10 protein-coding genes are annotated in these 21,745 nt (G+C 45.7%); 2 read left to right on the top strand and 8 right to left on the bottom strand.

Going from position 1 to position 21,745, the window contains the following annotated elements:
* Positions 1-13: 13 nt before the first annotated feature.
* From thiO to P0106_RS06535, 6 genes are all read right to left on the bottom strand, one after another.
* A complete protein-coding gene (thiO, locus tag P0106_RS06560; RefSeq protein ID WP_103085092.1) occupies positions 14-1,084 on the bottom strand; it encodes a glycine oxidase ThiO in 1,071 nt (356 codons plus the stop codon).
* A 471-nt stretch (positions 1,085-1,555) separates the two neighbouring features.
* A complete protein-coding gene (locus tag P0106_RS06555) occupies positions 1,556-9,187 on the bottom strand; it encodes a peptidase (RefSeq protein WP_473730588.1) in 7,632 nt (2,543 codons plus the stop codon).
* An 841-nt stretch (positions 9,188-10,028) separates the two neighbouring features.
* Positions 10,029-12,839, bottom strand: a complete 2,811-nt coding sequence (locus tag P0106_RS06550; protein WP_473730587.1) for a glycoside hydrolase family 31 protein — start codon at positions 12,837-12,839, stop codon at positions 10,029-10,031.
* A gap of 15 nt (positions 12,840-12,854) precedes the next feature.
* Positions 12,855-13,688, bottom strand: coding sequence for a carbohydrate ABC transporter permease (locus tag P0106_RS06545; protein WP_004113800.1), 834 nt, complete (start codon positions 13,686-13,688; stop codon positions 12,855-12,857).
* Positions 13,685-14,620 carry a carbohydrate ABC transporter permease gene (locus P0106_RS06540; RefSeq protein ID WP_004113799.1) on the bottom strand — a complete coding sequence of 312 codons (936 nt, stop codon included), beginning with the start codon at positions 14,618-14,620 and terminating at the stop codon, positions 13,685-13,687. Before P0106_RS06540 ends, P0106_RS06545 begins: the two co-directional genes overlap by 4 nt.
* A gap of 70 nt (positions 14,621-14,690) precedes the next feature.
* On the bottom strand, positions 14,691-16,079 hold the full coding sequence (locus P0106_RS06535) for an extracellular solute-binding protein (protein ID WP_004118145.1): 1,389 nt from the start codon (positions 16,077-16,079) through the stop codon (positions 14,691-14,693).
* A 258-nt stretch (positions 16,080-16,337) separates the two neighbouring features.
* Here P0106_RS06535 and P0106_RS06530 point away from each other — a divergent pair, with 258 nt between their 5' ends.
* Entirely contained in the window at positions 16,338-17,354 is a 1,017-nt protein-coding gene (locus tag P0106_RS06530) for a LacI family DNA-binding transcriptional regulator (protein WP_246943673.1), read from the top strand.
* On the opposite strand, the gene P0106_RS06525 is transcribed toward P0106_RS06530, so the two are convergent.
* Positions 17,338-18,111 carry a TraX family protein gene (locus tag P0106_RS06525; protein WP_009993522.1) on the bottom strand — a complete coding sequence of 258 codons (774 nt, stop codon included), beginning with the start codon at positions 18,109-18,111 and terminating at the stop codon, positions 17,338-17,340. The genes P0106_RS06530 and P0106_RS06525 overlap by 17 nt on opposite strands.
* A 188-nt stretch (positions 18,112-18,299) precedes the next feature.
* Positions 18,300-20,006 (bottom strand): alpha-amylase family glycosyl hydrolase, encoded by a 1,707-nt coding sequence (locus P0106_RS06520; RefSeq protein ID WP_473730586.1) that lies wholly within the window; start codon positions 20,004-20,006, stop codon positions 18,300-18,302.
* A 494-nt stretch (positions 20,007-20,500) separates the two neighbouring features.
* Between P0106_RS06520 and P0106_RS06515 the strand changes: the two genes are divergently transcribed.
* Positions 20,501-21,730 carry an extracellular solute-binding protein gene (locus P0106_RS06515; protein ID WP_013399406.1) on the top strand — a complete coding sequence of 410 codons (1,230 nt, stop codon included), beginning with the start codon at positions 20,501-20,503 and terminating at the stop codon, positions 21,728-21,730.
* Positions 21,731-21,745 lie beyond the last annotated feature (15 nt).

Here is a 21,745-nt window from a genome sequence, read left to right as displayed (position 1 = left end):
GAAACTTGCGTCACTAGAAGCGAGCAGGATTGCAGCTCTCCAAGAAGCCCTTTTCCTTCTCAGTCAACTCTTGCTCAAGCACAAGCTTTGTAGTCAAAGAAGAACCCAAAGCTGTGAGCAAAATGCCGTGACGGAAGTAACCAGTGGAAATCGTGGTGTGCGTCTTAGGATCAATACCGATGAATGGCAAATCATCTGGAGTTCCAGGGCGTCCGCCAGCAGTAACCTCAGTAATCGAGCATTCCTGAATGCCAGGAAGCACGCTTGCAGCATCGCGAAGCAAATCGAGCACGCCGCCAACCTTTGGAATATCGCGGTCATCTTCGCGAGAAGTAGCGCCGAGCACAAGCTCACCTGTTTCCTTAGCGCGAGGCACTAAATACACTGGGCGATCATGCACAAATCCACGAACCACAGAACTCAAAATTGGGCGCAAAGGCTCTGGAATAGTCATACGAATCATATCGCCCCACACAGCGCGAAGCTTAAGCTGAGGAAGCATATCCTTAGCACCCAAACCAGATGCCAAAACTGTGTCTGGACCCAAATCGTCTGGAGTGCTTGCGCGACGCTCAATAACAACACCACGCTTTTCAAGTGCATCAATCATTGCTGCAGTAAACTGACGAGGATTAATCTGATGATCATCCGGAACGCTTACAGCGCCAGCAATAGTTGGTGAAAGCGCAGGCTCAATTTCACGAAGCTTACTCACAGAAATATGCTCAGCTCTACGCCCATAACGGTGCTGCAAGTTTAGCAACTCGTTCACGTGCTCGTTATCTGCAGCGTCACCACCGATTACGTAAGATCCACACTCTAAATAACCGGTTGGCTTATCGGTGTACTTTGCAACCGAATCAACCAATTCCTTATACATAGTTGCAGACTCAAACATAAGAGGATACAACGCTTCTTGCTGATATTGCATTTCTGCGGTAGGAGCTAGCATGCCGGCAGCATGGTGAGAAGCACCGGAGACTGGATCTGGATCAATTATGCTAACTTTTACGCCAGCTTCCGTAAGTCTCCACGCTGTTGCTAAACCAATAATACCTGCACCAATAATACGAATATTTCGCATAATACTCCTTCCCTACGGCGGCATTACCCGCATCAGGTTTACGGTCGGCTTTCGCCCTCTCAGCCTGTATAGAACAAGCTCCCGCGTTTCGTCTATTTTGGTTAATTTCAAACCTTTTAGACTGTTTTTAGATTATTTTTTAGACTATTTTCTCTTTTTGACTTTTGCAATCACAACTACTGGCGATTATTCGCGATAGTGCAATCCTGCAAACGTCCCCATACGGGTGATTTGCAATTTTGATTTGCATAAGTCACAGTTAGGGATTTTAACACTTTTGTGGAAAATTACTAAATTCACTGGTATGTTCTTCGAAATGTTCTTCGAAATGTTACTTGTCGTTTTCTTCTTTACAACACCAAACAAAATGTGGAAAAGAAGAAAACAATTAATGGCTTGAAGAGATTATCTCCAAGCCATTAATTCACATTACTCCAATCGTAGCAGCATCACACACTGCTACAGATTAAACTAACGAGCCGAATGCTTCCTACGCTTAGACGCAGCACCAGCCACTCCGAGCCCAGCAAACACCGCAGCCAAAGCAGCAAACACCGAGGAACTAGCGCCAGTATTAACACCACTCACGTCACCACGCTTGAGATTCATTCCAGCAGAATCACGCGCCGCAAGCATACCCTCGCGCAAAGCTGCACGCGCAGCACGCAAACGAGCCAATGCCGAATCAACCTGCCCCTGAGTAGCATTAGCGTCCGCTAACACTAAACGAGCATGATTCAAAGCCGCATTAAACTCACTCACCAAGTTAGAATCAGCCACTACGCCACTAGCATTAGCCGAAACATCACCAAGAGCTTGATCAACCTCAGCCTGCAAAGCACCCTTATCAACAACATTATTAACACTAGTAGTATTCGAATCATTAACACCAACACCAGTATTGTCACCAACACCACTGCCACTATTAATAAGTCTGTTATAAGCATCAATCAACTTTTGCTTAGCATCACGAAGCCTACGAAGAGCCCGATTAACCTGATCCTGAGTAGCATTAGGATCCTTAAGCACACTATTCGCATCATTCAACGCCTGCTGATACTCTGCCAAATCAGCAGCCTTACCAATAATGAACGGAATCGACTTACGGAAATCAGGATCATTGCCAGCCTCAGTATTCAAATCAGACTTATCAGTCTTATGAGAATCAGCAAGCTTCTGCTTAGCATCCTGAAGCTTCTTCAAAGCAGCGTCAACCTGCGCCTGAGTAGCATTCTTATCACCGAGAACCTTGTTGGCATCCTCAAGCGCCTGCTTATAAGCATCAGCCTCAGGGCTTCCTGCAGCATTTACGTACTCAGGAGTCTTGGTGAAATCAGAATCCTTACCAGCCTCAGCAGTCAGATCAGTCTTATCAGTCTTATAACCATCCGAAAGCTTAGACTTAGCATCCTGAAGCTTCTTCAAAGCAGCGTCAACCTGAGCCTGAGTAGCATTCTTATCACCGAGAACCTTGTTGGCATCCTCAAGAGCCTTCTTGTAGTCCTCAAGAGCTTGCTTAGACGCGTCATCACCCTTAGCTTGAGCATTTTGATACTCAGGTGTCTTAGTAAAGTCAGAATCCTTACCAGCTTCAGTGTTCAAATCAGACTTATTAGTCTTGTAGCCGTTAGTGATCTTGTTCTTGGCATCCTGAAGATCCTTCAAAGCAGCGTCAAGTTCCTGCTGAGTTGGAGCCTTATCCATGCCTTCTGGAAGCTTGGTCTTTGGCTTGCCAGTAGTGCGGTCAAAGGCATCGAGGAGCTTCTTGGCAGCCTTGAGCTTTTCTGTGTAGGCATCTAGTGCCTTCTTAGCAGCGTCATCACCCTTATCAGTAGCGTTCTTGAACTCTGGAGTGTTCTCGAACACGTCGGTTCTGGTGTCGTCGTCGCCGTCCTTAGACTTGTCGAATTCTTCTTGCAAGTCATGCGGATTGGTCTTGTAGTTAGCAAGAATCTTGTCTTTGATTTCCTTAAGAGCCTTCTTAGCCTCGTCAACCTGCGCCTGAGTTGGCAGCTGATCCTTTGGAACGTCAACTTCTTGACCATCCTTCGTAACCTTGCCATCATTCTTGTCGATGAGATCCTTAGCCTTAGCCAAAGCCTGCTTATAGGCAGTTAGATCCTCAGGTTCTTTGCCATCCTTAGTCTTTCCTTTAAGGTTTGCAAACTCGGTTGATTCTTCAAACTTTGGAGTACGCGCAGTGCCATCTTCGTTTTTATCATCAACTTCATTTTGGAGCTTATCAACTTTGGTCTTGAAGTTGTCGTCAATGTCTTTCTTTGCTTTCTTCAAAGCTGCAAGCGCTTCATCAACCTGCTTCTGTGTTGGACGATCTTCTGGCTTAGCGTTTGGATCAGGATTCTTGACCTTTTCAATGAGGTCATTCGCATCCTTCAGCTTGTCGGTGTATTCCTTGAGCTTCTTGGTGGCAGAGTTAGCATCCGTTGTAGCAGGATCTTCAGTCTTCGCCTTTTCAAGTGCGTTCTTGTACGTTACCGACGCCTCAAACGGAGGAACAACTGGCTTGCCGTCTTGATCTTTATCTCCTAACTCACGTTCAAGCTTAATTGCATCAGTCTTGTACTCCTTAGCAATCTTCTCTTGAGCGTCTTGGAGCTGTTTAAGCAGAGCGTTTACTTCTTTTTGGGTTGCCTTTTGCTTCCAATCATTATCATTGAGCTTATCGGCAACCTTCTTAAGAATATTGTCAAAGCCTGTTTGTCCATTATCTTGACCCAAGTCATTTGTGGCACCTTGGTCACCAGCACCCTTCTTAGCAACAGCATTTTGATACTCAGGAGTCTTCTTGAAGTCGCCACCTGCAAAGTCTTTAGCAGAAGTCAACGGCTCAAGATTGGTCTTGTAATTATCAGTAATTTGCTTCTTAGCTGCTTTAAGTGCGTCAAGCGCCTCGTTAATCTGTTGCTGCGTTGGACGTTCGCTGTTCTTCTTGCTTGCATCCTTTGCATCACTTACTAACTTGCGAGCATTTGCAAGAGCATTCTTGTAAGCAGTAACATCTGTGTTTTCATTACCATCGCTTGTCTTAGCTTTAGCGTTTTTGAACTCTGGAGAGTCCTCAAACTGACCAGCGGTTGGAGTAGTTGCAGTATCTGCCTGAGACTTCTCAGCTTCAGCGTTCAAGGCTGTTGTGTCAGTCTTATACTTCTCAACCTCAGTACGAGCATCGTCAAGAGCCTTAAGTGCATCGTTGATGTCTTTTTGAGTTGGCTTTGCGTCTTGCGGCGTATCTTTCTCGTCATGCTTCTTCAAAAGCTCCTGAGCTTTTGTCAAAGCTTCATCATACGCCTTCTTGGCTGCAGTAGCCTGATCATTCTTATCCGTATCAGGAACAAGCTTGCCGCCCTCTTCCTTCATGAAGTGAGGATCAGACGCGTTGCGATATGCATCAGAAGTTTGTGTACCTTCTGTAGGTGCAGCGCCATCTGTAGAGCCGTGCTTGCCAACACTATCCTTGAGCTTGGCGGTGTCAGTCTTGTACGTGTCAAGCGCTTTACGCTTCTCGTTCAAGGTATTAAGTGCATCATTGACTTGCTTCTGCGTTGCAGCAGGATTCTTGAGCAATTCCTTTGCCACGTTAAGAGCTTCGCCATACTCATCTACAGCCTTCTGAGCTGCATCATTCTTAGTCTTATCAGCAGTTGTTCCATCATCATTCTTGAAATCAGGATGCGAAGCATTCTTATACGCAGGCGTCTTCTGAGTATTGTCATGCTCGTTAACAGACTTAAGCAAATCGTCGGTCTTGGTTGCAAACTTGTTCAACTCAGCAGCTGCGTCGTTCATTTCTTGAAGGATCTTGGTAATATCCCTATCCAGAGGCTCGCCTTGCGCATGTGCCTGAATATTATCCAATGCATTCGCATTATTAACATCAATATTCGCATCAGGAGTATTAGAAGTTGGGATTTCTGTATTACCTTGCTTATCCTTAGGCATCTTTTTATCAAGCGCCTGCTGTAGCTTCTTTACGGCATCGTCATACTTCTTCTTAGCAGCCTTTGCCTCTTCACTTGCATCAGTTTCAGATACATTCGCATACGCTGGGCTGTGTTGTATAGCAATATCGTTAAATACAGCTGCAGAAAGCCTGCTGGTATTAGTTGCATACTTGTCGATAACTTTACGTGCTTCTTCAAGAGCTTTCTTGGCATCGGCGATGTCTGTAGCAGTTGGCTGCTTAGACGGATCAGTTTCCGTAAACTTTTTCTTAAGTTCCTTGGCTTTTTGATAAGCATCGTTGTAATCTTTAAATGCTTTCTTTGCTTCAGCGTCGCCAGCTTGCGCCTTATCGAAAGCGTTAAAGTATGCAGGCATCAAATAACCGCTGAAGTTGTCTGCAAGAACTTTCGTAAGTTCATTAGCGTCAGTTGCATAATCTTTATGAAGTGCATCTTCAGCCTTAGTTAATGCATCTTTAGCAGCATCCACTTCTTTTTGAGTTGCCTTATCGTTCTTAAGAACCTCGCGAGCCTTAGCTAATGCATTGTTATAGTTGTCAACGGCAGTTTTAGCAGCATAATCATTAGCATCAGCCCTGGCCTTGGCATTCTTATAGAAAGTACTCTGCTTGCTTGCATCATCATTAGGATTATCAAAGGTGAGCTTTTCAGCAGTTATCAGCTTTGACTTATCTGTTGCTTTTGCGTCAAGAGCCTTCTTAGCTTTTTGAAGCGCGTCAATAGCTGCGTTAACGTCCTTTTGAGAAGCGTTTGGATCTGCTGAAAGTTCGTTTGCCTTCTTTACAGCATCATCGTAGGCTTTACGCTCTTCTTTAGTTGCGTTTTGATAAGCTGGGTCAGCGGTCTTAAGTTTTGCGTCGCCTTGCTTATCAGCGTCGCCAGTCTTCACCTTACCATGCTCAGCAATAGCGGCGTTAAGCTTATCTTTGTTAGTGGTAAATTCGTTAAGCTTTTCGCGCGCTGCGTCAAGCTTAGCCTTAGCATCGTCAACAGCCTTTTGCGTGGCGTTCTTGTCGTTCTTTACCTTATTGGCTTCAGCGAGCGCATTATCATAATCTGTCTTTGCCTTCTTAGCAGCTTCGTTTCTGTCCTTATCATCAGAACCGTCTGCCTTCTTAAAATCAGGATCGCTTACGTTCTTATACTTATCGCTAGCCTTTGTACCAGTTGTAGCTTGTTGACCTTCAGCAGGCGTACCATCTTCTGTTATCGACTTATCCAGTTCGTCTTTCTTGGTAGCGTCACCATCAAGAGCTTTGCGAGCTTTATCCAGCTTAATGGTTGCATTATCAACCTCAGCTTTAAGCTGTTCAGTTAACTGATCATCTGGTGTAGTTCCAACTTTTTCAAGCGTTTGCTTAGCAACCTTCAATGCATCTTCGTAGTCTTTCTTCACTGCATCAGACGCGTTGTAGTACTTCGAGTCAGTCGGAACATCCGTATTATCAACCTTAGTGGTCTTATGCTCACCAATCGACGTCTTCAAATCGGCAGTCTTATGATTCGTCTGCGGCACAAAGATAACGTTAATTGCCTTTGCCGTATTGCCTGGGTGACGATCTTTCTCCATATAAACATGCTTATAGTACGTCATTGCATACGGCTCAACAAACAGACGTGCCTTGAAAATCTTGTCCTTTTTGCCAGCTACCGTTACAGAACCAGCTTCTGGATCCCATGAATACGAACCAGCTATTGATAAATTATCACCGAGGTTTACGTCAGAATTAGAAACTTTCTGATTCCCAGACCAATAAGCGCCACCCATATTGCCAAGCGTGAGTTCAGTTGTTGGCTCGCCATCTTTATTAAGCGCATAGTTCATGTGCGACTTGCGCGCGTTATTCCCTGTACCTTCATAGGAAAGCTGCTCGCCGCCAGTAAGGTCGCGCAAACCAGAACTACTATCCTTTGGTTTAGCCTTCAGCAAGCCAAGAATCTTTGTTGTATCAAACTCTTGCGCTTTAGTTGGATCGTAACGGTAGATGATAGTGGTCTTCTGATCATTACTCCAAGAAATACCTTCGTCGGTATCGCGACCATCAATCTTAGTCTTGTCCCACGAAACGGTGTAATCTGTACGAATATTTGGAAGCTTTGTAAGCTTGCTCTCTTTTACATTAGACGTAAACTCAGCAACTGACTTGTCAGTCTTGATTTTAACGGTAATCTTGTTTTCCGCCTGACCATTAGAGATTCCCTTATTAGAGTCACCAGATGCAGTAAGATCGCCCTTAAGATACTCAAGTGTAATCTGATCTTTGCTGGTAAGACCAAGCTCTTTATTGTCTTTATTAGCTTCGTAAATAGCTGTTTTAATTCGGTCAAGCTCGGCATTGGAGTAGCCAAGTGGGTTAGCCACAAAGACTGCTTTGTCGTTTTCAGGAACGACGACATCCTTCTCAGCAAGCTTCTTCAACACAAGGTCACTGAGTGCAATCTTAGGAGCGTCCGCAGCATCCACGCCAGCAAAGTTGATAGTGACTTCACCCTGGTCGTTAATGGTCACCTGATCTTGGCTTACGTGATTAAGATGCGCAAGCTTGCGTTTAATTTCGGTTTTTACATCATCGGAAACCTTGGACAGGTCGTCCACGATCGGCTTATCAATACGCGTATCGTAGCGCGCAACGGTAAGCGGTAAATCATCAGAGGTATAACCAGTGTCTGTTATGAGATGAGTTTTAAGGGTTTGTACAGTAGCTATATACGTTGTTTCAGCAGCATCCGTTCCCGGTGTTTTTGTATTAAAGCGATTAACCTCAGTTGGATTGTATGCGCGCTGATCGTTAATAATTACCTTGTTTTCAGGGTCATCTGGCGTCTGAACGAATTTACCATTTTCTCCAGTGCGACCACCAACGCCGTTAGATCTACTTGCAGCATCAATTTGTGCGCGAATTGATTTTTTACCAGTGGCTTCGGTAGGAGCATCTAAAGCAGCCTTGAGCTTATCTTGAATTTGTTGTGCGGTAAGCTCTTCGTTATACTTCAAAACAATTGAGCCAGCTGTTTTAGGCGGAACAAGTGTTGCTGCACGCACAATATTTGTTTTATACAGTACAGATTCTTTACCATCTTTGGTGCCGTACACATAAATACAGCGGTTTGCAGTGTATTTTTCTGCAGCCATGTTTGCTTCGCTATAAAGCTTAGTCATGGTAAGCTTAGCTGAGCCATCTGTATTTACTATAAATTCGTACTTACCAGAATATGGCTTGTGCTCGTTTTCATTAGCAGAATAATATTCAAGGAACTTTCTACTTTTAGCATTATCAACAGTATTACCATCAGATGGGAAAATTGCTACTTTGGTAATGGTGCTGCCATCATCAGGTTTTGCAAATTTAAAGATTACTGCTTGGTTTTGCCCTTTTTCAATATACACATTGTCAGAAGATCCCCATGCATACATGTTTGGCAGCGTGTCTTTTGTTCCTTCTGAAAGTGTTATCTCACTGTTAACTTTTGGAGCTGATGCAGGATTAGCTTCGCGATCTGCACCAACAACAGGTTCGCCCTGCTTCTGATTTTCATCCTTAGCATCATTAGTAGCCTCAGGTTGCTTATTCTCAACCGTCGCACGCCTTGTACGCTTCTTTACAACATTTTCCGCAGGAGTGCTAGTTTCCTCAGTGGTGCTACTGTCTGCATTATTCTTATCAGTAGCAGAAGTGCTATTTGTAACCTTATTATCTACAGCCGCAGCCCTCTCAACCTTCGACCCAGACTCAGTCTTAGTAGCGTCAGCCTTACCTTCAGTCTTTACTACAATCTTCTCAGTTGGTTTAGTCTGCTCAGGCTGCTCCTTCTTAGATTCTTCCTTCAATTCATCATTAGAAGTCTTGCCCTTAGAACCCTCAGCGCTCTCACCCTCAGTCTTATTCTTATTAGCAATTACACTCTGTTCTTTTGCAGGATCATTCGTATTAACAGGCGCAGAAGCAGGAGTCTCCGCCGCCATTGCAGGAGTTGCGCCAAAAGCAATCGCCGCGCCGGCAATTACGCTAGCAGCTCCAGCCGAAAGAGCAGCCACTTTGCGCATATCAACAGCCTTTGCAGACTCATCTTTTGCAGAACCAAATGTCTTGTTGGCGTGTTTAGCAGATTTTGTAGTCATGTTCTCCTCTTTCCGTGAGATTAATTAAATTTACTTGATATTGCTTTGCGCACCGACCGTGACTCTCAAAGCCCTATAGTTTTTAACAATAGTTTTACAAAGTCTTATAGCGTACATCTATAATGATGTAACCATCCTTTGAGAAGTCATTATAACATTTTAGAAAAAATTTTGAAGATAACTAACAAATGTTTATAGCTTTGGGGGATACATACCCCCCCCCCCAAGCCTTTTATTTCAAGGGTTTTTGCGAAATAATTTTTTCAAAAATTCTTGCAGTTCTGGCAAGTCAACCGCCATTTTTAGCTCACTCATCTAAACATTTGTATATGATACAAATCACATTTTTAGACCCTCTGCAGCGCGGTAGAGATTCGAGATTTTTCGCAGCTATCGAAGCGAGCCTCAGCGTCGCTAGATGGTGACTCGCCGAGAGAGCAAGAAAAATCGAGAATCTCGGTGATAAACGCTACGCAATTGTTTTAGTACGTAAGAGGGCTGGGTGATTCTTGGTCGAACAGTATAAGAGCGGCAGCCGATACCAAATAATCCAATGAGCCACCGCTACAAACAAACTTCAACCCAAAAACAAAATCAAAGCCAAAACGGAACAACCGCAACAACAACCAACACGTAAGAGGCGAAGCGTTGTGCGAATCGACGACTTCGAGCTGCATAATGCGCGAGAAGTCACTTCGATTCGCTGAGCTTGCTCAAAGTTGAAAGCACAGTGTGCTTTCAACGCAAGCGAAGGCGCGAGCGCGCTGTAACGCGCGAGCGTAGAATTAGCCAGCCCTCCTACAACACCAAATAGGAAATATCGTTCGCGCATTACAGTGCATTACAGCGCGCTGCGAATTAAAATCTCCTCAAGAGAGCGCTTAACCGAATCAGGCAGCGTGCACTTCCATTGCGCCCACTTAGCAACCTCTGGGTGCTGCGGAGCATGCGCATTAGTCAAGTCAACGCTTTGCTGATGTCGCTCAAACTCGCTCTCGCTAGTGTACTCAAGCGCGCAAAGCTCACTTATAGCACTCGCGCTACCACCAGCCTGGCGAATCGCGTCAAAAGCAATCTCCTTGCCGCGGTACGGCATTTGCGCTTGTAAAAGCAGCCTGTAGCAATCGCCAATCTTAGGGTCTTGCGCAATGCACAGTCCGCCATCCACAATCACTCGCACGCAATCGCCAACAGGCACATTGCGCACGGAAACAGTAAGACTTAGCGTAGATTCTTCGCCTTCATATGAAACTTCTACAGCCTTAGATTCAAGCTGATTTTCCCCAACAAAAACGCGAACGCGCGAAAAGTCTGGGCAAGCAACGCCTCTAAACACCACGCTCCAATCGCGCTTGGAAGGCAGCGAAGAAACGGCACTAGTGCAACCCGTTGCAGCGTTAATCACAAATTGCGTAGACGCGTTGCCGTCTCGCCAAATAAGTTCCATGCGCGTATCGGCAGTTTTCCCAGCGCACGCGTCTTCAAAGCAGCCGTTATCTTCGCGCATCACAAACTCGCCGCAATCCCCTGGGAATGCAAGAACGCGCAAAGATCGCGGATTTTCAATGCTATTAACAAGCTCCGCCGCCTGCTCTCTACTTGCGCAATCCGCTTCGCTTGGCAAAACTTGCATTGGCACAATAGCCCCAGAGCGCGCAAACGCCGGCACGCGGTCGATTCCTCGCCAAACCTCAAATCTGCGCCCAGCACCGCCGCGCGAAACGTAGCGCCTTCCGTCAAAGAAATCGTACCAATCGCCTTCTGGAAGCCACACGGCAGTGCACCCGCGCTCAACTTGCGCGCACCCCTTGCTAACGATTGGCGCAACAACAAGCTGGCTGCCAAAACGGTACTCGTTTGGCATCTCGTACGCTGCAGGTGTTTCTGGCGATTGCCAATACATTGGCTCTACAATCGGCCTGCCGCAAACCGCCGCGCGATAGTTCATCGTATACAAATAAGGCAGCATTTGCGCGCGAAGTCGCAGCATTTTAACCATCGCGTCACGAGTTTCACGAGGGAAGTTCCACGGCTCCTTGCCTGCAAACGGCGAGCAGCTGGAGTGAAGGCGATTAATCGGGCTAAACGCGCCAAACGCATACCAGCGCGCCTCCAGCTCGTTGCATCGCACGCCAAGCATGTGTCCGCCAATATCGTGGCTCCACCAGCCGTAGCCAATGTTGGACGCCGTAGAAGTAAAGTAAGTTTGGAAAGCCAGCGAATCCCACGTTGTTACGCTATCTCCCGAAAATCCCACTGGGTAGCGGTGCGATCCAGGCCCCGCGTAGCGCGAGAACGTAAGCGGCCATGCACCGCCGCGCCCCGAATCCTGGTAGTGCACGTGGTTAAGCATCCAAAGTGGATCCAAGCCAGCCTGCTTTGTAACTCCGCCCTGCTGCCAGTCAATCCACCAGAACCCAACGCCCTCGTTCTCCATGCGCCGATGCATGTTTAGGTATGCTCGCAAAAAGCGCGGATTTGTAAGGTCAAACTCAACTGCCTTGCCGCTTGCAGGGTCAATTCCCATATCGCGCGCAACTTGCGCATAGTCTTCTTCAAACGCGCGCACGCCGTCTCGCGGATGCAAATTAAGCGTTACGGCAAGCCCTTCGCTGGCAAGTTGGCGCAAAAACGCGCGATGATCTGGGAATAAATCGCGGTTCCACGTGTAGCCAGTCCATCCCGAACCGTACTTTGGGTCCACATCCGTCACGTGCCAATCCATGTCGATTACTGCCGTGGAGAACGGTATTCCTTCGCGCTTAAATCGGCTCATCAGCTGCAAATATTCGTCTTGGCTGTACCTGTAGTACCTGCTCCACCAGTTGCTTAGCGCGAATCGCGGAAGAAGCGGCTGCGCGCCCGTAAGCTTGTAAAAGTCGCGAATTGCGCCTATATAGTTGTGACCGTAGCCAAAGAAGTATAGGTCTTTAGAGTTTGATTTAGATGATTCGGCAGAGTTTTCCCCAGACACACTGCCATCTGCCTTTTCACGCGGCTCCACCCATGCTCCGTACGGGTTTTCTTTTCCATCAACAGCAGCCGCGTACGCGATTTGTGCCGATTGCGAATCGTCTAACACGGCCCATCCGTCGCGAGATATTACGCCCATTCCAAGCTTTACTGCCCCATCCGCCTCGTCCACTGTTCGCGCCGTGCCGAGCAAATTGCCGTGGCATTCGTCGCCGTAATGCCATGTGTTGAATTGCGAGCCTGGCACTCCGCGCACAACAATGCTCAAGCCCTCTTTGCTAAACGGCTGCTGGTTGTACGTGATCAATAGTTTTTCGGTTTCGACTTCTATCCAGCCATTTTCTAAGTTTTTTACACTATATTTTGGATTAGAAGATTTTGGATTAAAAGCGCGCGATGCCTCATCTTCGGTTGCTTGCGATTTTTCCTCGGCAATCTGCGTGCCGGCCTCGAAGTTTCGTCTTACAACTGTTTGCGTAGGAGCGTCTACAAATTCGCCGTTTTCGCTCCACTCAAGGCGCACAAGCGAATCCGTGATTAACGTGATTCGCCAATTTTTGCCGCTTATAACCTGCGACTCTTTGGCTTTAGACAGCGGATTTTTAGCGTAATCGTAAAAAATGTGTGCGTCTTGCACATCCTGTGTTCCACGCGCTTCACGCGCATCTTGTAAAGTCATTCGACCCGCCCTTTTCTACTTACCGCTGCCGGTTGAAATTCCAGCAATAAACTGCTTCTGGAACACCAAGTACACTACTACTACAGGAATAATAGCAAGCGATGCCGCAGCAAACAAACCGCCGTAGTCAGTTCCAAATCTTCCGCTAAACGTCTTCAATCCAACTGCAAGAAGCTGCTTTTTCTCGTCTGTAATCATAAGGAATGGCCACAAATAGTCTTCCCAATTCCACAAGAACGTAAAGATTGCGAGCGCAGCAATAGTATTGTGGCTCATTGGCAGAATTATTCTGTGGAATATTCTAGAATCCGAAGCTCCATCTAGTTTTGCTGCTTCAATCAATTCGTCGGATATTCCGCTTATTGATTGTCGGAATAAGAAGATTCCAAATGCGCTTATTAAGCCTGGAACTATAAGCGCGCGATACGTGTCTTGCCAACCAAAGCTAGTCATCATGTCGTATTGAGGAATAATTGTTACTGCCCACGGTACCATCATCGTGCTTATTACTATTCCAAAAAGCAGATTTCTGCCACGGAATCTCATTTTTGCAAACACATATCCAAGAACGGCACTCGTGTAAATGGCTATTACCGTTTTAACTACCGATATAAACAATGAGTTAAAGAATAGCCTCAAAAAGTCGAATTTCTCTTGAATCCCAACGTAATTCCCAAATGTGCTTGGCTTTGGGAACAGCCCACCATCTATGCGCACAATGTCGCTGTTTGGAGCAAAGGAAGATACAAACATCCAAATAAATGGCACGATTGTTAAGAAAGACAATAAGAATAGGAATATTGTTAGAAACCATCCAATAATGCTCTTTTTAAGATTTTGTTTTTTCATACTAACTCACTATCCTTAGACGCTTTAAACATTATGAATGTTAGGATTCCAGTGATTATAAACAGAATGACGCTCATTGCAGATGCAATTCCAAAGTTATACTTTTGGAACGCTTGATCAAAAATTAGGTAGCTGATTGTGTACGTTGATGTTCCTGGGCCGCCATTGGTCATAACAAGAATCTGAACATACGCTTGAATATAGCCAATCATAGATGTGATTACTATAAAAAGTGTTGTTGGCTTTAGCAACGGAACTGTTATTCTAAAGAATTTTTGCACGCTATTAGCGCCGTCTATTTCTGCCGCTTCGTAAACATCTTTTGGCAGATTCATTAATCCAGCCAAATATAATACCGTTGCGTAGCCAAAGTCTTTCCAAATTGTCATTATTATGATTGCTGGCATAGCCCAAGTCGAACTGTGCAACCAATTTATGTTTAAGCCTGTAACCCTATCGATCATGCCAAACTGCGGGTCAAACATCCACATCCACACAAAGCTCACTGCCACCAACGGCGTAATTGTTGGCATGTAGAAAAGACCTCGCAGAGTATCTTTGCACTTAACAAGCTTGGAGCTTAACAACATTGCAAAACCAATGCCAAGAATAACGCGGAATACAACAGATACAAACGTAAAGATTGCGGTGTTTGCAATGGACTTCCAGAATAACTTATCTACTAAAATCTGCTTAAAATTATCCAGCCCAACCCAATTGTATGTTCCAACAAGCGGATTCCATTCGTGGAAGCTGCCTGCAAAAGCCTTATATATTGGATAGGCAAGAAAAATCACAAAATAAACAATCAGAAACACTACTGCTATATTCCGAAAGGAGAAGGTTCGAGAAAGAGCAGTGCTTATTTTTGACATACCACCATTATGTTTTCTCATTTTGCTCAAATGAGAATCCTGATTAACTTGTTTCATGATTTTCCTTGCCTTACCTACTGAGCACAGTGATTACGATTTACAACTAGTTAACTAGTCTGCTTTGTTTTTACTTGTGCTCTTTGAAGAACTCATACTTACTTTCTGCAGACGTAAACTTAGAATTCTTCATATCTTTAACCATTGTTGCTTGAGCCTCTTTGATTGCATCATCAATAGACTCACCATTTTGCATAACGTTCTGGAAAGCAGCCTTGCTACTTGTTTCCACGGTAGAAGGCGTGATCCCTGGCCAGATTAGGCGATCTGCACGCGGCTGAATCGCAGCCATTACTGGAGCCTTTAGAATCTCAGGATCGTTTTGCAAAGACTTCTTTGCTGGGAACGAGTTCAAATGCTTTACTGCCGAGCGAATAAACGCATCGTTAGCGAGAATGAACTTAATAAAGTCTTGAGCAACCTCTTGCTGATCTTTTGACTGGTGAGCGTTAATTCCTGGAGTGGATTCTCCATTGTAGCGATCGTACGCAAATGGCTTTTCTTTTGTGAATGTTGGAGTTGGGAAGACTCCATATTCAATATTTGGGTACTTTTCTTTTAGCACACCTTCGAGCCATCCCCAGGCATAAACCATTCCAGATTGGCCGTTTCCAAAGCTTTGCGTGTAATCCGTGCCAAAGTCGGTAGAAATGACCTTGTCTTTGTCGTACAAATTCTTCAAGAACTTCATGTTTTCACGCGTGACTTTGTTGTCAAAATTAGGCTTCTTGCCACTTTCATCAAAAGCAAGTTCACCACGCTGATAGTTCAATCCTTGATTGATTGCAGCATAAGCATCGCCGTTCACGTTAAATCCAGCCTGTTCCATCTTGGAACCGTTCCACTTAGTGAGTTTCTTCGCCACTTCGCGCAACTCATCCCAAGTAGCAGGAATATCTGCCTCGGTTAAGCCAGCTTCCTTCCAAAGCTTCTTGTTGTAGTAGATGTTTCCCGTATTGATTACGGAATCAATGTACTTTACATTACCTTTAGCATCTTCATGCGCACTAGCCGTTGCGTAATCCGATTCCATAGCAGCCTTGTCAATCTTGTAATCGGCAGCGTATGGGCGAATAAGCTCATCTTTGGAGTTGTGAATATTGAACAAAGCTGGGCCCTTTGTTCCCTTTAGAGCAAGAGGAAGCTTTGTCCAGTAATCATCCCAAGCAACGTTCTTAGTCTTAAACTTTACATTTGGATAAATCTTTTGATAATCCTTAATCATGTCGTAAATTGGATCAGTGGACGCGTCTCCCCAGCTCCAATACTCAAGCTGGATTGGCTTTCCTTGATTTACTAAATGATTTGGGTCATACTTTAAAGCTTGACCCATAACAGCTAGGCCTTTGTCTTTCTTTGTATCTGTTACTCCTGCTGCACCATTATTCCCACATGCGGCAAGCGTAGAAATCATGCCCAAAACTGCTATACAGGATATGCATATTTTTCTAATCTTCATTGTTACTCCACTTCCTCGTGAAATTGATGGGTAATTTTATAATATTGCTTTAAGTTTGACTCGGTCAAACATTAAAAATGTAAATGTAAAGGTTTTCATTTTGAATCCTTAATACTAAGCTAGTTTTGCACGAATAAATACTTTTTAGGCGGCGTGTCTAAAAATGTAAACCTTTTCATTTATGATAACTAGAAGCAGGGTGATTAAAAGAAATGCAGCTAAAAACTCTGCAGCTCAAACGCTTAAAAGAGGTGCGACTTGTCAAAAACTAGTATTTGCGATGTAGCAACACTGGCAGGAGTGTCGATTGCAACCGTCTCCAGAACATTCGCACATCCAGAAAAAGTCTCCGCATCTACACGCGCCAAAGTCATGCGCGCAGCCGAACAAATGGATTTCACTGTTTCTAGAACCGCTGGAGAGCTTAAAACAGGCAAATCATATCGCATAACGCTACTAATCGGAAGCAGTAAAATCGAATGGTTTAGCTCGGCAATTATAGAAGGATTAAATAGCGTACTGAACAAAAATGGCTACGACCTTGTAATACACCTTTTAGAGGGAGTTGAACAAAGAAAAAACTTCTTTAAAGAGCTGCCTTTACGTGCAAACACAGACGCAATAATCGTATCGTCATTTGACATAAGCAGCAATGAGGCTGAACAATTACAACGCATAAACGTACCAATTGTCGGAATAAACTGCACAGCTTCTAAAGTGCTTTCTGCATCAATCGGAATCGACGATGCTCTGGGCATAAAACTTGCGATTCAACACTTAGCAACATTAGGGCATAAGCGTCTTTTATACGTGTATGAGCATTTTTGTTCATCTTTCCGCTTTAGCTCGTCAAGAAGAATCACAAGCTTTGAAAACGTGTGCAACAATATTGATGGAATACAAGGGAAAGTACTGCCAATAGACATAAAAGATGACCCTATAGATGCCACTCTTTCTGAGCTTTTTACACAAGAAAATCCCCCTACGGCAATATGCTTCCACCAGGATTCAACAGCAATGCCGTTCTTGTTTAGATTACAAAAATTAGGAATTCGCGTGCCTGAAGATTTATCGATTATAGGATTCGACAATGGCACTTATGCAAAAGAGGCTGGACTAACCACAATCCGCCAAAATCCTAAAACAATGGCAGAACAAGCTGGGAACATTGCGATATCTCTTATAGAAGGTAAAGCTGTAGCGCGAAGACATCTTACAGCTCCAGTGCAACTTATTATAAGAAATTCTACGGCTGCACCTAAAGCAGAATCGTGAACAAGCTTGCGATTACAAGCATAAGCGGATACCACGCATACATAAGCCAGCGGAATTGCTTAGTTTGCTTAGGTCCATCGCCATACGGGCTGCGATAGTGCAGCACAGCCACGCCAACGCCTGGCGCCAAAAGAGACATTGCTCCGAAAGCGCCAGCAATCAGTTCCATGCGAATCTCGTGGTTTTCTAGGAATCTAAAAATCAAAACAAATCCTAAAAGTAAAGCTCCGCCCCAAAAAATATTCTGCCTAAAGCCGACTTTTCCGAAAAGATTCCACAATATTCCTGCAATCAGAATCACTGCGATTGACGCCACTTTTTGCGCACCCTTAAAACGCGCGCGAACCATGTCAATTCCCGAAAGCACAAACAGTGCGATAACAAGACCAAACACTGGGTTTTGCGAGCGCATATCGAAAGCGCAGCCAAAGGTTGTAAAGTCGTACGGAACCTCGCAAATAAGCGCAAGCACAAGAAGGCGGAGCGTGTAAAGGTTGAGATTATGCGTGTTTTGATATCCGCGAACGAGTAGCCACGCGTACCACGGCAGAGCCGACCAGCTTATAACTTCGCAAACTACGGCAGCTGTGAGGCTCCACATGTTGGAGTTGGAAAGACCGCCAAAAAGGTGCGGAATCACGGTTGTTCCGAACGCGCTGAGCATCATCATTACAGCGCCGAGCAGCTTGAACTTTTTGAGCGTAATACCCATTTTTATGTTCTTGTCTGCGCGAATCTTTGGTTTTAGCGCGTCCATAATTCACCTCTTGCTAGCACTCGTTGCGTTAAGTGCGTATAAGCTTTTGCCGTCATTGCAACGTTATTGACAACAGCGTTGACAACGTCATTGCATAATCATTGCAATTGTATCAAACCCTAACTTAAATCTCTGCAGTGCGCTTATGCAGTACGTTTGTATCAAAAAACACCAAATAATAAAGCGGACTATAAAACAAACAGGGCGAAGGACTGCGCGCCAAGTTTCAGCGCGGAAGAGTCGCAAGTAACCGCTCCAACCGAAAGCCGCGGCTGCAAAATCGCCTCTGGCGTAAGCCCCGCAAGCGCGCTAAGCGCAATCGTCTCCTCGTTTAATCCAGGATTCATAACCACAATGCATCTATCTGTAGAGGATTCGCCATCCGACACATTCGACTCAGCCGCGCATCGCTCGTATGCAAAGCTGCGACCATCCACAGGCGCATGCAACACTCGCCAAGTGGCATCCGCGTGCAGCGCCGCGCACTCGTGGCGCAAAGCAATCAGCGCGCGCACCCAATTAAGCAGCGAATCACCATCCTGCTCTTGCCCCAAAACCGTTGGAATTTCGCCACTTTCTACCGCTTGTTTGCGAGAATTTGCGCAAGTCCTTCCATCCGCGCGCGCCTCAACAGGCAAGTACAACTTCGACTTTGCAGCCGTGGAGAATCCAAAATTCTTAGAATCATCCCACTGCATTGGCGTACGCGTGCCCGTGCGCGCATAACCGCCCTCTTTTGTAGGAATATCGCGATATTTCATGCCGATTTCGTCGCCGTAATACACAAACGGCACACCTGGCATTGTAAGAATCATGCCAAACGCAATCCGCCTTTCGCGCTCGCTTAATCGCGGAGCCAGGCGTGGAGTATCATGATTGCACGTTATAAAGCTAAAATAACCCTCGTTGCAAGTGGCCTCATACTGTGGGCAATAATCGTCTAAAAATGGGCAAATGCTGCCGCCGCCGCGCGCATTAAAGTAGCTGTGGTCGTGCTCGGGATTGCTGTCTAGCGCATTATCCACATCGCGAGCCAAGCGCGCGTAACCGTTCGGATTCCCATCCCAGCGCCAATTCAAATAGAAGTCCATGTCGAATCCAGCAGCCAGCGCCTGACGAGGCCTGCCCCACTCCGAAACGAAAGCAGCCTGCGGATACTCGGCCTTTACAGCACCCAGCATCTCTTGCCATGCGCGAATCGTGTTGTCTTTGCCAAGGCTTCCCTCGCCATTGTTGTCGTCGTTTTTTACAAGCGAATCCGCCATGTCTACGCGGAATCCGTCCGCACCGAGCGCAAGCCAGAATCGCATAACATCAACCATCGCGGCACGCGTTTGCGCAGCCTCATTAGAATCTGGCGCGGATTGCCACGCGCGATCCCTATGCGCAAAGCCGTAATTTAGCGCTGGCTGGCATTTAAAGAAGTTCAGAATATACGTGGCATCTCGCTCGCTTTCGCCGCCAATAAACGGCATGGAATAGCCGCTAAACGCGCTGTCGGTCCATATATATCGCTTGCTAAACTCGTTTTCTTGCGCGCGCGAGCTTTGCTTAAACCACTCGTGCTCTTCGCTTGTGTGCCCTGGAACAAGGTCTAGCAAAATGTGCATTCCGCGATTGTGTGCTTCGCTAAAAAGACGTTGCAAATCCTCATTCGTGCCGTAGCGCGCTGCCACTTTTTTGTAGTCGCGCACATCGTAACCCGCGTCTTTAAATGGCGAATCGTAGCAAGGATTTAGCCAGATCGCATTGCATCCAAGCGATTTTACGTAGTCGAGCTTTTCGATTATGCCTGGAATATCGCCTATTCCGTCGCCGTTTGAATCGTAGAAGCTTTGTGGATAGATTTCGTAGAACACGGCGTCGCGCAGCCATTGTGCATGTTCGTTTTGCATGTTTACCCCGTTTTGTTGGTTTTGTTGGCGTGACCTGTCTTTTATCTTGACTTATCTCTTGTCTTATCTTATCTTTTATTTTTCGACTTGACTTATCTTGTCTAATTTTATTTTACTATCCACTTTTCCGCATTTTGTTGCTCAACATGCCATTTTGAGCAACAAAATCAGGAAAACTTTACGCTTTGACTGAGCTCAAAATCGTCGATTCACATTCAACCAGTCAATAATAAAATTCCGTTAAATTTACTGAGTTATAGAATAAAATACGATTTTCTAAAGCTAAAAAGTCACTTTACAAACAATTTTTCTAATCACTTGCGACATGATTTGCTAACACTTTTATATCCGTGTATACTACACATTGCTTATACACGGATTTCAATAAAAATGTGACGTTGCTCAACGCAGCAAAATGCGATGGTGCGTCGCATGGGATCTGTTACTATGCCACCAAAGAACATGCCAAGCTGGCATGATATAGGAGGTCAAGGATGACGAATATGAAGAAAGTGCTGGGCGCAGGCCTCGCAATCGCTACAATGTTTGGATTTGCTGCATGCGGTTCTAGCACCAACGCTGGCTCCAGCAACAAGGCAAACCCAGTAAAGCTCACCGTGTGGTCTTCTTCCGAAGATCAGAAGGCTGGCGGCTGGATTCAGGCTATGGAGAAAGCCTTCAAGAAGGATCACCCAGAGGTTACTTTTAAGAACGCTGTTGTTGCTCCACCAGATGCTGCTAAGACCGTTAAGCAGGACGCTAAGGCTGCTGCCGACGTTTACCTGTTCCCTAACGATCAGCTCGGCGACTTGGTAAAGGCAAACGCAATTGGCGAGTTGAGCGACGACGCTGCCAAACAGGTTAAGGAAGACAACGATGATACCATCATCCAGTCTGTAACCGCTCAGGATGGCAAGCTTTATGGCGTTCCATACATGGGCAACACTTGGTTCATGTACTACGATAAGTCCAAGTTCTCCGACGAAGACGTTAAGTCCCTCGATAAGATGCTCGAAAAGGGCAAGGTTGCTTTCGATATCAGCAACGCTTGGTACCTTCCAGGCTTCTACCTCGATGGCAACATGACCCTCTTCGGCGAGAAGAGCAACGATGGCAAGGCTGGCATCAAGATTGGTGATAAGGCTGCCGAAATCACCAAGTATGTTGCAAAGTTCATTCAGAACAAGAACTTCGTAATGGATGGCGATGGCGCTGGCTTAGCTGGCATTAAGAACCACACCGTTGACGCTTACTTCTCTGGCTCTTGGGATGCTGGCGATGTAAAGAAGGCTTTGGGCGACAACTACGCTGCTGCTCAGCTTCCAAAGTTCAAGTCTGAAGATGGCGAACATCAGATGAAGTCCTTCGCTGGCTCTAAGGCTGTTGCTTACAACCCTAACTCCAAGGCTCCAGAGATGGCCGCTAAGTTCGCTGCATTCCTCGGTTCTAAGGAATCCCAGGAGCAGATGTACAAGCTTCACGGCGATATCCCAGTTGCTAAGTCTTTGTCTGATCTCGTTAAGGACAACCCAGCCGCTGTGGCTCAGATGAACACCATTGCTAAGACTTCTGTCTTGCAGCCAACCGTTCCAGAAATGGGTGCCTTCTGGGATCCAATGAAGACCTTCGGTACTGCATTGGCAAACAAGGAAGTCAACGACGGCAACGCCGCTGCAAAGATTGCAGACTTCCAGAAGGGCTTTGAGGAAGCTCTTAAGAAGTAAGTATTACTTACGACT

This window comes from Gardnerella sp. c11Ua_71 (assembly GCF_055818025.1).
The sequence above is the reverse complement of the archived record's forward strand: the minus strand, read 5'-3'. Positions and strand labels throughout refer to the sequence as shown.

What these genes read in the sequence shown, in the direction of transcription:
- thiO (WP_103085092.1), bottom strand. Translation starts at nt 1,084, where the DNA reads ATGCGAAATATTCGTATTATTGGTGCAGGTATTATTGGTTTAGCAACA.
- P0106_RS06555 (WP_473730588.1), bottom strand. Translation starts at nt 9,187, where the DNA reads ATGACTACAAAATCTGCTAAACACGCCAACAAGACATTTGGTTCTGCA.
- P0106_RS06550 (WP_473730587.1), bottom strand. Translation starts at nt 12,839, where the DNA reads ATGACTTTACAAGATGCGCGTGAAGCGCGTGGAACACAGGATGTGCAA.
- P0106_RS06545 (WP_004113800.1), bottom strand. Translation starts at nt 13,688, where the DNA reads ATGAAAAAACAAAATCTTAAAAAGAGCATTATTGGATGGTTTCTAACA.
- P0106_RS06540 (WP_004113799.1), bottom strand. Translation starts at nt 14,620, where the DNA reads ATGAAACAAGTTAATCAGGATTCTCATTTGAGCAAAATGAGAAAACAT.
- P0106_RS06535 (WP_004118145.1), bottom strand. Translation starts at nt 16,079, where the DNA reads ATGAAGATTAGAAAAATATGCATATCCTGTATAGCAGTTTTGGGCATG.
- P0106_RS06525 (WP_009993522.1), bottom strand. Translation starts at nt 18,111, where the DNA reads ATGGACGCGCTAAAACCAAAGATTCGCGCAGACAAGAACATAAAAATG.
- P0106_RS06520 (WP_473730586.1), bottom strand. Translation starts at nt 20,006, where the DNA reads ATGCAAAACGAACATGCACAATGGCTGCGCGACGCCGTGTTCTACGAA.
- P0106_RS06515 (WP_013399406.1), top strand. Translation starts at nt 20,501, where the DNA reads ATGACGAATATGAAGAAAGTGCTGGGCGCAGGCCTCGCAATCGCTACA.